At 65.6% G+C, this 13,544-nt stretch carries 13 protein-coding genes and 1 riboswitch; of the genes, 8 read left to right on the top strand and 5 right to left on the bottom strand.

All coding sequences use genetic code 11. The features are described from left to right. A partial coding sequence (locus VMS96_14715) for an elongation factor G (protein ID HVP44681.1) occupies nucleotides 1–1,652 on the bottom strand: 1,652 nt, incomplete at its 3' end. A gap of 204 nt (nucleotides 1,653–1,856) precedes the next feature. On the opposite strand from VMS96_14715, the gene VMS96_14710 reads away from it, so the two are divergent. From VMS96_14710 to VMS96_14700, 3 genes are all read left to right on the top strand, one after another. After that, nucleotides 1,857–2,198 (top strand): hypothetical protein, encoded by a 342-nt coding sequence (locus VMS96_14710; protein HVP44680.1) that lies wholly within the window; start codon nucleotides 1,857–1,859, stop codon nucleotides 2,196–2,198. Between the two features lie 76 nt (nucleotides 2,199–2,274). Next, nucleotides 2,275–4,485: a TonB-dependent receptor gene (locus VMS96_14705; GenBank protein ID HVP44679.1), complete on the top strand. Its 2,211-nt coding sequence runs from the start codon at nucleotides 2,275–2,277 to the stop codon at nucleotides 4,483–4,485. A gap of 112 nt (nucleotides 4,486–4,597) precedes the next feature. Beyond that, a complete protein-coding gene (locus tag VMS96_14700; GenBank protein ID HVP44678.1) occupies nucleotides 4,598–5,242 on the top strand; it encodes a thioredoxin domain-containing protein in 645 nt (214 codons plus the stop codon). A gap of 30 nt (nucleotides 5,243–5,272) precedes the next feature. Here the strand turns inward: VMS96_14700 and queA are convergent, their stop codons facing one another. Beyond that, a complete protein-coding gene (gene queA / locus VMS96_14695; protein HVP44677.1) occupies nucleotides 5,273–6,355 on the bottom strand; it encodes a tRNA preQ1(34) S-adenosylmethionine ribosyltransferase-isomerase QueA in 1,083 nt (360 codons plus the stop codon). 153 nt (nucleotides 6,356–6,508) lie between these two features. Between queA and VMS96_14690 the strand changes: the two genes are divergently transcribed. The 5 genes from VMS96_14690 to VMS96_14670 all read left to right on the top strand — a co-directional run bounded on the left by VMS96_14690 (nucleotide 6,509) and on the right by VMS96_14670 (nucleotide 8,655). Then, nucleotides 6,509–7,324: a class II aldolase/adducin family protein gene (locus VMS96_14690; protein HVP44676.1), complete on the top strand. Its 816-nt coding sequence runs from the start codon at nucleotides 6,509–6,511 to the stop codon at nucleotides 7,322–7,324. A 103-nt stretch (nucleotides 7,325–7,427) separates the two neighbouring features. Then, entirely contained in the window at nucleotides 7,428–7,721 is a 294-nt protein-coding gene (eutM, locus tag VMS96_14685; GenBank protein HVP44675.1) for an ethanolamine utilization microcompartment protein EutM, read from the top strand. Nucleotides 7,722–7,739: 18 nt separating this feature from the next. Beyond that, complete coding sequence (locus tag VMS96_14680; GenBank protein ID HVP44674.1) at nucleotides 7,740–8,045, top strand: EutN/CcmL family microcompartment protein; 306 nt, start codon at nucleotides 7,740–7,742, stop codon at nucleotides 8,043–8,045. Further along, nucleotides 8,042–8,380, top strand: a complete 339-nt coding sequence (locus tag VMS96_14675; protein HVP44673.1) for a EutN/CcmL family microcompartment protein — start codon at nucleotides 8,042–8,044, stop codon at nucleotides 8,378–8,380. Before VMS96_14680 ends, VMS96_14675 begins: the two co-directional genes overlap by 4 nt. Then, nucleotides 8,377–8,655, top strand: a complete 279-nt coding sequence (locus VMS96_14670; protein ID HVP44672.1) for a EutN/CcmL family microcompartment protein — start codon at nucleotides 8,377–8,379, stop codon at nucleotides 8,653–8,655. The genes VMS96_14675 and VMS96_14670 overlap by 4 nt, the downstream gene beginning before the upstream one ends. A gap of 77 nt (nucleotides 8,656–8,732) precedes the next feature. Here the strand turns inward: VMS96_14670 and VMS96_14665 are convergent, their stop codons facing one another. The 3 genes from VMS96_14665 to VMS96_14655 all read right to left on the bottom strand — a co-directional run. After that, a complete protein-coding gene (locus VMS96_14665) occupies nucleotides 8,733–10,979 on the bottom strand; it encodes a TonB-dependent receptor plug domain-containing protein (GenBank protein HVP44671.1) in 2,247 nt (748 codons plus the stop codon). A 26-nt stretch (nucleotides 10,980–11,005) separates the two neighbouring features. Further along, nucleotides 11,006–11,186: riboswitch (cobalamin riboswitch) on the bottom strand. A 115-nt stretch (nucleotides 11,187–11,301) separates the two neighbouring features. After that, nucleotides 11,302–12,018 (bottom strand): lysophospholipid acyltransferase family protein, encoded by a 717-nt coding sequence (locus tag VMS96_14660; GenBank protein ID HVP44670.1) that lies wholly within the window; start codon nucleotides 12,016–12,018, stop codon nucleotides 11,302–11,304. A gap of 82 nt (nucleotides 12,019–12,100) precedes the next feature. Next, the coding region (locus VMS96_14655; GenBank protein ID HVP44669.1) for a PilZ domain-containing protein at nucleotides 12,101–13,544 on the bottom strand (1,444 nt) is incomplete at its 5' end.

The following is a 13,544-nucleotide window of genomic DNA, read 5'->3' as shown; positions in this document are numbered from 1 at the left end:
TAGCCGCGCTGGGCCGCCTCGACAATACCCTTCTCCACCGCGGGGATGAAGTTCTTGGGAATGGCGCCGCCGAAGATGTCGTTGACGAACTCGAAGCCGCCACCGCGCGGCATGGGCTCCATCTTGATCTTGCAGTCGCCGAACTGGCCGTGGCCGCCGGTCTGCTTCTTGTGCCGCCCGTGGGCGTCGGCCCGGCCGCGGATGGTCTCGCGATACGGCACCTTGGGCGCCTTCAGGTTCACTTCCGCGTGGTAACGCTTTTTGAGCTTGGAGACGATGACCTCGATGTGCTGCTGCCCGGTGCCCGCAATCAGGAATTCCTTGGTCTGCGGATCGCGGTAGAACCGGAGCATGGGGTCCTCTTCCATCATGCGGTTGATGCTGGAGAGCTTGTCTTCGTCGCCGCGGGTCTTGGGCTCGATGGCGAAGCTGATGGCGGGCTCGGGCAGCTTCACCGGCGGATACTGGATGGGCGCAGCCTTGTCGCCCAGGGTATCGCCGGTCAACGTGTCGCGCAGCTTGGCGACCGCCCCGATGTCGCCGGCGTGCAGCTCGGTGACCGGAACCGCCGTCTTGCCCTGCATGATCGAGATGTGCGCCAGCTTTTCCGACGAACTCTTGGTGAAGTTCTGCACTGTGGCGTCGTTCTTCAGGACGCCGGAATAGACCTTGAAATATGAGATGCGGCCAGCGAAAGGATCGCTGACGGTCTTGAACACGTAAAGCGAGAGCGGCTCGGAGTCAGCCACCTTGCGGCGCGCCGGCTCGCCATTGTTGGCCGTGGGCGCGGCCTCGACCGGCGGGCGCTCGAGCGCGGTCGGCGCGTACTCCACCAGGAAGTCGAGCAGCCGGTCGGTCCCGATATTGCCTAGCCCGCTGGTCAACAGGACGGGGAAGATCTTGTCGTCGCGGATGGCCTCGTGCAGCGCGGGCACGAGGTGCTCTTCGGGGATGGTCCCCTTCTCGAAAAACTCCTCCATCAGCTTGTCGTCGCCCTCGGCGACGATCTCGACCAGCTTCTCGTGCGCGGCCTGCGCGGCGTCTTTCATGTTGGCCGGGATCTCGATCTCCTTGCCCTTGCCGTTACCGCCCATCTCGTAGCTGTAGGCCTTCATGCGCACCAGGTCCACGACGCCGGTCAGGTTCTTCTCCGCGCCGATCGGCAGTTGCAGGGGGATCACCGTGCGGCCGAAGGTGGCGACGAGCGATTCCATCATGCGGTCGTAGCTGGCGCGCTCGCGGTCCATGCGCGCGCCCACGATGATGCGCGGCAGCTGCGCTTCCTCGGCATAGCCCCAGACCTTCTCGGTCACCACCTCGACGCCGCTCACGCCGTCCACCACCAGGATGGCCGATTCCACCGCCACCATCGAGGTCTTGGCCTCGTGCACGAACATGTTGAAGCCGGGGGTGTCGAGCAGGTTCAGCTTGGTGTTCTTCCACTCGGCGTGGGCGATGCCGGTGGAGATGGTCATCTTGCGGGCGATCTCTTCGTCGTCGTAGTCGGTGACCGTGCTGCCGTCGTCCACCCGCCCCAGGCGCTGCGTCGAGCCGGCCGTGTACAGCATGGCCGAAACCAGCGACGTCTTGCCCGCATGCGAGTGGCCCAATACAGCGACGTTGCGGATGTTTGCCCCATCGTAGACTTTCACAAGCGACTCCTTTTGGTATGCCGAGAGGGGGATGGCGGCCGGACGACACCCGCCGGCGACCTACCTTCTGGGCTGCAGAGCCACGGCCTTCCGTGGCGCAGCAAGCAGAAACCGTAATCGTAGCATGCGGGAAAATAGCGGCTCAACTGCCCCGATCGCCATTCCTCCGCCGGCGTCGCCAGCCGTGCTCTATAATGCCGGGCCATGCGGATCGTGGGGGCCCGACTTGTACTGCTGCTGTTGCTGGCGAGCTGGCTGTCTCCAGCCGCGCTGGCCAGCTATGTCACTCCCCGGCCCTCCTGCTGCCGCCGGGGCGGACATCACTGCCCCCAGCCCACCGAGCAGTCGTTCCGTGACGCCAGACTTCATTGCAGCGGGTGCCAGAGCCTGGTAACGGCCCAGCAGGCGCCGCGGGTCTCTCCGGCCGGCTTCGGTATCGCGAGCCACGACGACCACCCCTTGGTCCACGAGTTCTCCTCCGCCTGCGCCTCCGGCGAGCAGGCAGCAAAGCCCAGCCAGCGCGCACCTCCCTCTAGCTCGCACTGACCCCGGGATTTTCCAGGCCCCGAGAACCGTCCGGCCACGCGGCCGGCGCGGTGATCCCGTTTTTCTGAGGACTTCTATGAGATTCGTTCGTCAATCCGTGATGATCGGGCTGCTCGCCTGCTCGCTGGCGGTCCACGCCTCCATCTTCGGGACGGTAAAAGGGCTGGTCCATGATCCGCAGCACCGGCCGATCTCGGGAGCGCAGATCACCCTCAAAGCGGCCGCCTCGGAGTGGCAAAAGGATTCCGTTAGCGACCAGGCAGGGAGTTTTGAGTTCTCTGCTGTCCCCATCGGCGAGTACCGGGTCACGGTCGTAGAGCCGGGCTTCCAGCCAGAGTCCCGCAGGGTGCTGCTCCGGTCGGGAGAGGTCGCGGACTTGCACTTCGCTCTGACTGTCGCTCGAGTCACAGAACAAGTCGAGGTGCGGGGAAGCCCATCCATGGTGGATCCCACGTCGTCTACCCCCGCCAGCGTCATCGTGCGCGAAGAGATTCGGACGACACCAGGCGCGGAGCGCACCAACAGCCTCGCGATGATCACCGATTTCGTACCCGGCGCCTACATCGCTCACGACCAGTTGCATGTCCGCGGGGGACATCAGTCCACCTGGATGCTCGACGGCATCCCGCTCCCCAACACGAATATTGCCACCAACGTCGGCCCCCAGGTCGACCCCAAGAATATCGACATTCTGGAAGTGCAACGCGGCGGTCTCTCTGCCGAATATGGCGACCGCATCTACGGGGTCTTCAACGCGGTGACCCGCTCCGGCTTCGAGAGCTCGCGGCAATGCGAGGTGGCTCTGAACTACGGCAGTTACAACCAGACCGACGACCAATTGAGTTGTGGAAGCCACACCGAGCGCTTCGCCTACTTTGCCAGCCTGACCGGCAATCGCACCGACCTTGGATTGGAGACGCCCTCTCCGGAGATTCTGCACGACCAGGGCAGCGGACTGGGAGGATTTGCCTCCCTCATCTTCAACAAGACGCCGGCGGACCAGTTGCGGTTGGTGGCGGCGGTGCGCGGAGACCACTATCAGATCCCCAACACTCCGCAGCAGCAGGCCGACGGAGTGCGCGACGTCGAGGACGAGCGCGATGCTTTCGTCAATGCCTCCTGGGTGCACAGCACCCCGCACGGCCTGCTGATCACGGTGGCGCCGTTCGTGCATCTCAATCGCGCCCACTACCTCGGCGGCCCCAACGATCCATTGGTCTCGCCGGAAGACAATCACCGTTCCGACTATTTCGGCGGGATCGCGACCCTGGCGGTGGTCAGCGGAAGACACAACCTGCACTGGGGCTTCCAGGGATTCGCCCAGAACGAAAATATCTTTTTCGCTCTGCGGCCTGCGGGGCCCGGCACGCCGATCACGGAGTCCGACAGCGTGTGGGGTAGCGTAGTGGCGGGCTTCCTGGAAGAACAGTTCAAGGTGACCAAGTGGCTGACCTTGAACGGCGGTGTACGGCTGACCCACTTCTCCGGAAGCATCAGCGAAACCGCTGTCGATCCGCGGGTCGGAGCGGCCATCGTCGTGCCGAGACTGAACTGGGTAGTGCGCGGCTTCTACGGCCGTTACTATCAACCGCCTCCGCTGACCACCGTCTCCGGGCCGCTCCTGGATCTGGCCTTGACTCAAGGATTCGCGTTCCAGCCCTTGCGGGGGGAAAGGGACGAGCAATACGAGTTTGGGGTCGCGATGCCCTACCGCGGCTGGACCCTTGACCTGGCGCACTTCAGAACCGCCGCGCGGAATTTCTTCGACCACGACGCGCTCGGGAATTCAAATATTTTCCTGCCCCTCACCATCGAACGCGCCCGGATCCGGGGCTGGGAAGTCACGCTGCGGTCGCCGCGCGTCTTGCATCGCGCCGACTTCCATCTGGCCTACTCCCACCAGTGGGCGGTGGGATTCGGAGCGGTGAACGGCGGCCTGATCGACCTCAGCGCCATCCCCGACGAAGCATTCTTCCTCGACCACGATCAGCGTCACACGCTTACCACCGGCGTCACCACGACGCTGCCGTGGCGCGCCTGGGCCTCGGTGAACCTGGTCTACGGCTCGGGGTTCCTCGACGGCGAAGGCCCGGAGCACCTCGCCTCCCATACCACCGCCGACCTGTCGCTGGGCAAGAGTATCGGCGAAAGCTGGTCGGTCCAACTGACCGCCCTGAACCTGACCAACCGGCACTACCTGCTGGACAACGCCAACACCTTCGGGGGCACACATTACGCCGATCCCCGCACGTTCTCCGGCCAGGTCCGCTACACGTTCCACTACTGACCGCGTTTCGTTTAGGATAAGAGGACGGATGTGCAGCGTTCCCCCCGGCGGTAACGCATCTCATGGAGCAGCTCTCACGCTGCTGACAAGATTGATTGAGGAAGAGGATTTCTTGCGTAAGCTCGCATCGCTACTGGCTCTCCTGCTGACCGCATCGTTGGTGGCCACCGCCGCCGACACCACCGCCCTCCGGCCGCCCAAGGGCGCCCGCGTCGCCATCGTCGTGTTCGAAGACCTGCAGTGCCCCGACTGCGCCCGTGCCTGGCCCCTGTTGCAGGAAGCCTCGCGCACCTACAAGATCCCCGTCGTGCACTACGACTTCCCCCTGCCCCAGCACAACTGGTCGTTCCAGGCGGCCGTCCTGGCGCATTATTTCGACTCCATCTCGCCCAAGGTCGGCGACGAATTCCGCACCCAGGTCTTTGCCCACCAGATCGAGATCACGCCTGACAACGTGCGCCAGTTCGCGGAAAACTTCGCCAAGGAGCACAAACTGAGGCTCCCCTTCGCGGTGGACCCGAAAGGCCAGTTCGAAGCTCGCATCAAGGCCGATTACGCGCTCGGCCAGCGGACCGGCATCCAGCACACGCCGACGATCTACATTGTGAGCAATACGCAGCGCGGAAAGCCGTTCATCGAGGTGGTGGACCGCACCCAGCTCTACGCCATGATCGACGACATGCTGAAGCAGTCCGAGCCGGAACCGGCGGCAGCCAAGCCGGCGAGCAAGGCCAAAGCGGCGTCGCCCAGGAGTTAGCCGAGGCATCGCCTTGGCCGGGCCGATGCCTTATTCAATGAACATGCAGTCGCCGTAGGAGTAGAAGCGGTACTTCTGCTCGATCGCGTGATGATAGGCGGCCAGTACATTCTCCCGTCCCGCGAATGCCGCCACCAGCATCAGCAGCGTCGATCGCGGCAAGTGGAAGTTGGTCAGCATGGCGCTAACCACCCGAAACTGAAAGCCGGGATAGATGAACAGGTCGGCCTCGCCCGCGCCGGCATGGATCTTTCCATTGCTCAATGCGGCGAATTCCAGCGTCCGCACGCTGGTGGTGCCGACCGCGACCACCCGGCGATCGTCCCGCAGCGCAGCGTTGATCCTTCCGGCCGCTTCCTCGCTGATCCGGAACCACTCCCGGTGCAGCTTGTGGTCCTCTACGACCTCCGCATGGACCGGCTGAAAAGTACCGAGGCCGACGTGCAGAGTGATCTCCGCGATTTCGATGCCGCGCTCGCGCAGGCGGGCAAGGATCTCCGGCGTGAAATGCAGCCCGGCGGTAGGGGCCGCCACCGATCCACGCTGCCGGGCGTACACCGTCTGGTAGCGCTCGCGGTCTCGCGGCCGGTCGGTGCGCGCGATGTACGGGGGCAGGGGCACATGCCCGATCTGCTCGACGGTCGCGAAGAAATCTTCCACCGGCTCGAAGCGCAGCGTGCGCTCGCCGAATTCTCCCCGTCCCGTGACCTTCGCCTGCAGCTCATCGTGCTCGCCGAAGTAGAGCCGCTCCCCGATGCCGATCTTCCGCCCCGGACGGACCAGCGCTTGCCATTCCTGCGCTCCGGTTTGACGGGTGAGCAGGATTTCCACCCTCCCTTTCAGGAAGTCGCGCGAGGCCGGATTGCGCGCGCCCAGGGGCTGCGAACGCTGTCCGCTGCGATGTCCGAAAAGCCGAGCCGCAAACACCCGAGTGTTGTTCAACACCAGCAGATCGCCGGGGCGCAGGGCCTCGGGGAATTCGCGGAAGGTGCTGTCCCGCACCGCGCCGGCCGCTCGGCCCAGCCGCAGCATCCGCGAAGCCGCCCGGTCCGCCAGCGGCTCCTGGGCGATCAAGTCCTCGGGAAGGTGGTAATCGAAGTCCGAGACCAGCACCGGAACATTCTAGTAGGCAGGTGGCAGGCAGCAGGCGGCAGTAAACAACCTGCCTGCCTCCTGCCTCCCGGCGACTTTCTTTTGCAGTATTCCCTTGACCTGCTTTACCATACGCCATCCCCAAGGTCGGGCTAATTACTACAGTTGTAGTAAATGAAGAGCGAACGTCAGCACCGCGAAGATATCGTCCGCTTCGGCCGCATGATCCACCAGAAGGGCTTCGTGGCCGCGACCGATGGCAATCTCTCCATCCGCCTTGACCAGGACACCGTCCTCTCCACCCCGACCGGCATGAGCAAGGGCATGATGGAGCCCGAGGACCTGGTGGTGGTGGATATGCGGGGCAAGAAGGTCATCGGGCGGCGCAACGTCTCCAGCGAGATCGCCATGCACCTGCAGATCTACCGCCTGCGCCCGGACGTGAAGGGGATCGTGCACGCGCACCCGCCCACCGCCACCGGGTATGCCGCCTGTGGGCTGCCGCTCAATCAGGCTTTGGTCTCGGAGATCGTGCTCGCCCTGGGCTGCATCCCGGTCGCCAAGTACGGCACGCCGGGGACGGCGGAACTGACTCAGGCGTTGGAGCCGCTGATCCCGCAGTACGATGCCATCCTGATGGCGAACCACGGCGTGGTGACCTACGGCGAGGACCTGTTGCGCGCGTTCATGAAGATGGAGACGGTCGAGCATTTCGCCAAGATCGCCCTGGTGTCGCATCTGCTGGGCCGGCCCCAGCTGCTCAGCGACGAGGATATAAGCAAGCTGATGGTCGCGCGGGAAAAATACGAAGGCGTAACCTCAGCGGCGCCGCGCTCGCCCGGATGTCCGGTGACCGAGCCCGGCCCCGCAACGACCCCGGCACGGGCCGCACAGGCTCCCGCCGGTTCGGCGGACAAGTTCGTGGTGACGCGGGAAGAATTGGCGTCTATCGTCGAAGACGCCATGCGGCACACAAAAAGACGGTGGTAGTAGGTTAGGGAGTAGGGGGTAGGAGAGAAAGTTTGCGTGATGCGAGGCTGGGTTGCTCACGACCCACGACCTGCGACTCACGACCGCAGTTCTGGAGGAATCAATGGGTGAAGCTCTGGGAATGATCGAGACCCGCGGCCTGGTGGCGATGATCGAGGCCTCGGACGCAATGGTGAAAGCTGCCAAGGTGACGCTGGTCGGCTGGGAGAAGATCGGCTCCGGCTACGTCACGGCGATCGTGCGCGGCGACGTGGCCGCGGTGAAAGCCGCTACCGACGCCGGCGCCGCTGCCGCGCGCCGGGTGGGCGAGCTGATCGCGGTGCACGTGATCCCGCGCCCGCACGCCAGCCTGGAGGACGTACTGCCGATCGGCCGCGCCGCCAAGGCCAACGCCTAACCGGGAAAGAGGCCGTTTATGATCCTGGCCCGAGTCGTGGGCACCGTTGTCGCCACCCGCAAGGACGAGCGGCTGGAAGGCCGCAAACTCCTGCTCTGCCGCCCGGTGAACCCGCAGGGAGAATTCGAAGGCAGCCACGTGGTGGCCGTGGACACGGTGGGCGCTGGTTTTCACGAGACCGTGCTGCTGGTGACCGGCTCGTCGGCGCGCATGGCCGCCGGCAAGGAGTCGCCGCTGGACAGCGCCATCGTCGGCATCGTGGACACCGTCCGCACCGACAGCGAAGAAGCGCACGCCGTCGCCGGCAAAGGACGCGCCCGATGATGCTGGCGCGGGTGATCGGCAACGTGGTGGCCACGATGAAGCATGATGCCCTGGCCGGCCGCAAGCTGCTGCTCATCCAGCCAATCACTCGCAGCGGCCAGGACCACGGCCGCCCGCTGGTGGCGGTGGATGCGGTCGGCGCGGGCTTCCGCGAGACGGTCTATTGGTGCCGCGGCAAAGAGGCTTCCCTCGCCTTCGGCGGCGTCGAGGTACCGACCGACGCCTCCATCGTCGGCATCGTGGACGCGATCACTCCTTCCAAGTCTCCGGTAGAGACGCGGCTTGCCGCGTCTCCTGGGCGTGGCGCCAAGCACCCCAAGCGAGGCCGCCGATGATCCTGGGCCGCGTCAGCGGCGAAGTGGTGGCCACGCGCAAGCACCCGTCGCACGAGCGCCGCAAGATCCTGGTGGTCCAGCCCATCCATCCCGACGGCTCCGACCGCGGCGAGGTCATCCTCGCGCTCGACGCCGTGGACGCGGGCGTCGGCGACCGCGTGCTGGTCGTGCAGGAGGGCTTTGCCGCTATGGCCGCCGTCAACCGCCCTAACTCGCCGATTGATATGTCGATCGTCGGCGTGATCGACTCCATCGAAGTCCACGAAGAGAACTAACCGCAGAGAACGCGGAGTTCGCAGAGGTGTTCATAGCATTCTTCTCTGCGTTCTCTGCGATCTCTGCGGTCAAGTTCCTATTCCCCGCCGAAGCGGAACCTCATCCCCGCCCGGAAGTTCGCCTTCAGTGCCGGGTAGCCCGAGACCTCCTCGTAACGCCGATTGAGGGCGTTCTCCACGTTGGCGTACACGATTGCGTAGCGGTTGACTGCATACCAGGCGCCCAGGTCCACGCGCGCATATCCGGCCGTGTGGTCCTGCGGCGGGACCAGGCCGAAGAGGAAGTCGGAGTCGAAGCGCCGCCCCACGAGGCTTCCCGCCACGCTGCCGCCCCAGTGACGTCCCGAGTAGTTCAGCAGCAGCGAGCCCAGGTTCCGCGGACGCCGCAGCAGCGGATCGCCGGCCGCGAACGGCGGCGCCCCGCCGGGATTCAGGAGGATCTGGCCGGAGGTGTGCACGTAGCTCGCGGTGGCCGACAGGTTCGGCGTCAGCCGGCTGTGCCATTCCAGCTCGGCGCCCTGCGCCATGCTCTTGGCCACGTTGAAGTATTGACTGCTCAAGAAATCGAACTGGATCTGGTCGCGGAAGAGATTGTTGAAATACGTCGCCGAGAACGAATGGCGGCCGGTGAGGAGTGTCTGGCTCACCCCCGCCTCGAAAGCGCGGTTCTGCTCCGGCCGCAGGCTTAGATTCGGGTTGGTCGCGGAGGTTCCGGTAAAACCGAACACTTCCTCGAACCGCGGCTCCTTGAAGCCCTGCGAGTAGGATGCAGTGAAACGCGTCGGGCCGAAGGTGTCGCCGCCTTGGCGCGCTACCACCGAGAACGCCGCCTGCGGTACCACCTTCCCGCCGAAGTCTTCATTGTGGACATAGCGGAACCCGGCGCGCGCGGTGAACCGCTTATACGTGATGGCCTGTTGCGCAAACATGGAATGATTGCGGCGCAGGCCGTGGGCATTCGCCGTGCCGATCACGGGCCCGGCGTTATTCACGAAATCAAAGGTGGCGAAGGCGGAGTCAAAAAAGCCGTTCTCGTCCTCGAACTCGTAGCCGAAGGTCGTGCGCGCCCAACTCCGCGGCGAATAGTCGGCCTGGTATTGGAAGCCGGCGGTGTTCACCTTGAACGGCGACGAGAAGAAGCAATCGAAGAAATTCAGATTGAGCGGGTCGGTGAGATTACAGCCGCGGTCGGAGGGCCCGCCCAGGAAGCTGTCCTGGTTGATTCCCTTGTGGTTGTACTCGTATCCGGTGAAGCGGTGCTGCCAGTGGTTGGGGGCGGTGACGGTCAGCTCGGCGCTGCCCAGGAAATTGTTCTGCCGGGCGTAGGCGTCGATGTCCGGGTTGAGCAACTGCTGCCCCCCGAAGACCCACTGTCCCTGGACGCCGCTGCGCGAGTCGGCATGCCGGGTGCGGAGGCGCAGGAACACCTTAGGCGAGAGCATGACGCCGACATTGGCGCCCTGGATCGAGTTGGAGTAGTCGTCGTTTTGGCCCTGGCCTTGGGTCGCGTCCTGCTGGCCGAAGAGGTTGTAATCGAGGCGGCCGCGCGCGCCGGCAATCGACGCATATCCACGCGCGGTGCCGAAGGTGCCGCCGTCAGCCCCGAAGCGGATCTCCGGCACCGGCGTGCGCCCGGTCGCCGACCACATCTGCACCACGCTGGTCATGGCATCGGAGCCGTAGAGAACGCTTTCCGCTCCGCGCACGAACTCCATCCGTTCGATCCCGGTCATGGGGACGACGCCGAAATCGAAGGTGCCGCCGGGCTCGTTCACCGGCACCCCGTCGATGATGACCTTGTTGTAGCGCGACTCGCCGCCGCGCACGAACAGCGAGGCCTGCCCACCACGCTGGCCGGCCTGATTGACCACGGCTCCGGGCAGGTAGCGCAGGGCGTCGCTGGTGGCCACTGGCTGCAGGTTTCGGATGTCAGACGCGTCGAGTAGTGCCACCTGCGCGCCGCTCTCCTCCACGGGAACCGGCGTCCGCGTGGCGCTTACGACCACCGTCTGCGCCAGCGGGGCGATCTTGAGTGAGATGGATATGTTGCTCTCTCCCGCGATGCGCACCGTCTTCGACGCTGGTGCAAATCCGGCCGCGCGCACCTCCACCCGGTATTCGCCGTCGGGCAGAGCCGTGAAGCGCGCCACGCCCTCGCTGGATGTTTGCTGCCCGACCGCCGCCTCCGAGGCCGCGGAAGGATAGATCCTGACCTCCGCGCCGGCCACGACGGCAGCGCGCGGATCGGCCACGCGGACGACGACGTCCGCGGCGGCGCAACTGGTCAGCGCAAGAAGAACAAGAAACGATTGGATGGACCGCACGGCACTCCTCCTTTGCACGCGAAAGGGGTGATGTGTGAGGTTCGCGCCGGTCTCCTGGCTTGGCGGTCAATTCCCGTAGGGCCTTCCCGCCCGAAGGCAGTGGCCATGCGATCTACTCTCGCCATACAGTTGCGCGGCAGCGCGGGATTTTCACCCGCTTCCCAGTCCGCGGCGAGCGCCGCGGACGCGCGAACCCAATGGTTAGTAAAGAACGATTCGAAGCAAGGAATCTATGCTCGGAGGGGAGACCTGTCAACAGATTGGCACCAGTACTCAGTACTCAGTGCCTCCGCGTCCTCTGTGTCCTCTGTGTCCTCCGTGGTTAGTCTTCTCGCCGATCGGAGACGTGCCCTTCCGCGTAGATGCGGATGCGGTCCAGTGTCGCCTGCATCTCGGCGTGGTAACGCTGTTGTCCGGCTTCATCCAAGTCCGGCGGCACCTGAATCAGCCTGCCCACCCGCAGCAGCACCCGCGAGAACGGCTTCGGGATCATGAACTCATCCCAGCTCCTCAGCAGCCAGGCGTCCGCGCAGGCAAAATGGAAGGTGGCGATGGGAAGGCCGGTCTTCTGCGCCAGCAGCACTGGCCCAGGCTTGGCGACGTACTTAGGGCCGCGCGGCCCGTCGATGGTGAAGGCGGCCGAGCGGCCCTCTTCCAGTTCCTTGCGCATCCCGATCAGGGCGCTCACCGCTCCTCTGGAACTCGAGCCGCGCACCGGCCGGTATCCGAATTGCGAGATGATGCGCGCGATGTACTCGCCGTCGAAGCTGCGGCTGGTCATCACCGCCACCTCGAGCTCCCGGTACCACCAGGTCGCCAGAAAGACGCAGCGATGCCAGAACGCGTACACCGCCGGACGGACGAAGAACGTGGGCGGGCCGCCCTCTTCGATGGAGACGGTGACCCGCAGCGTGGGCCCGATTAGCCGGATGGCCAAGTGGCCCGCCCAGCTCACCAGCCACAGCGCGAGACGCTGGCGCAGAGTGAACCGGGGGACTTCTTCCTCGGCGGTCGCCATCGCGGGCGCGGGTGTGGCCACGAATCCGATTGTAAAAGCAGAACCACGGATTGCCACGGGATCAACACGGATTCATTTCGACCCGTGTCATCCGTGGTAGGTCTTACGATACCTGGACCGCGGACCTTGCCGGAGCCTGGGCCCCCGCCAGCACCCCCGCGGGCACGCGCTGCATCTGTTCCAGCAGCAGCTTGCGCAGCTTGGCCCGGTCGTCCAGGTCGATGTCCACGATCTCGAAGCCAACGTGGCGCGCATCCAGTTCGCGCAGCCACACCTGCGAGCGCAGGTGGCGCAGGCCCAGTTGAAGGTCGAGCACCGCCTCCATCCCCAGTTGGCTGCGGCCGTCGCGCATCCCCAGGCCCCCGCCCATGCTCAGGGTCTTGATCTGCAGCGGATAGCGGCCGTGCTGGGTCACCGCCATGGCCGAGAGTGCCACACCCGGCAGCACCCGCGGATAGCGCCGTTGCCGCACCCATCCGGCTTGCGGCTCCGGGTCGAGCGGGGCGATCTCCAGTTCCAGCGGCGGGATGCCACTCTTCGGCAGGTACCCGCGCAGGAACTCGGGATCCAGCCGGTGCAGCGCCTGGGCAGCGACCACGCGGATCTCGCGCGGCTGCTTCCAGCCCAGCAGGCTGCGCGACTGCAGCAGGAGCCGCAACAAGGGCAGCGAATCGGCGTCTCGCAGCCGGGCCAGGGCCTCGATGGCCTTGACCTGCAGGTAAGGCGACGCCCCCGCCGGCAGTTCGCCGTGTGCCCACTGCTGCAGGACCGCACTGACCCCGCGGTCGCCAGTCATGCCGATCTCGTCGATCACCTCCGGCGCCACCGAGGGGTCCAGTTGTTCCAGGATGGTCACCAGCAGCCGTGCCCGCTCTGGCACGCCGCTGGCCGCGATCTGCCGCACCACCGCATCGTGCTGGGAGCGCGACCACTCCGGCAGACGCCGGGGCAGCCATTCCAGCAGCGCGGTGGCGTCCAGGTGGGCCAGCAGCCCGACGGTGGCGATGGCCTCGTGCGCCGGACGCGCGCGCAGCAACTCACGCAGCCGTCCGATCGCTTCCGGACCCAGTTCGCGCGCCAATTCCACCAGGCGGTCGCATTCTCCGCGCCGCGACGTCCGCGAGAACAGCGCCGCCAGTTCCTCGCTCGCCGCCCGGCGGTTCTGTTGCAGCAGGGGCACCAGCTCCCTGTCCAACGAGTCCGCCCGCGCTGCGTCGCTGATGAACTTCCGCAGCCGGCTCTCCACGGCGATGCGCCGGCGAATATCGCGCGCCACCAGGGGACGCTCCGTCTCGATCTTTTCCACGCAGGTCATCGCCTGCCGCAGCGCCGGAAAGTCCGGGCGCGTGCCTGCCTCCTGCGCCAGCCGCACCAGGGCGGCTCCCAAGAGGGTCTGCAGGTCGAGCGCCGCTTCCACCTGCAACTGCTCGCCGCAGGCGCTGATCGCCTCCTGCAGCAGGTTGTGCCCGATCCTGCCGTAGAGGTCCGCCAGGTCGCTCAGGCCCAGGGCGGTCTTGCGGCGCGCCTCGGCATCCGCGTTCTTCACG

The organism is Terriglobales bacterium (assembly GCA_035543055.1).
GTDB lineage: Bacteria > Acidobacteriota > Terriglobia > Terriglobales > Acidobacteriaceae > JAIQFD01.
The sequence above is the reverse complement of the archived record's forward strand: the minus strand, read 5'-3'. Positions and strand labels throughout refer to the sequence as shown.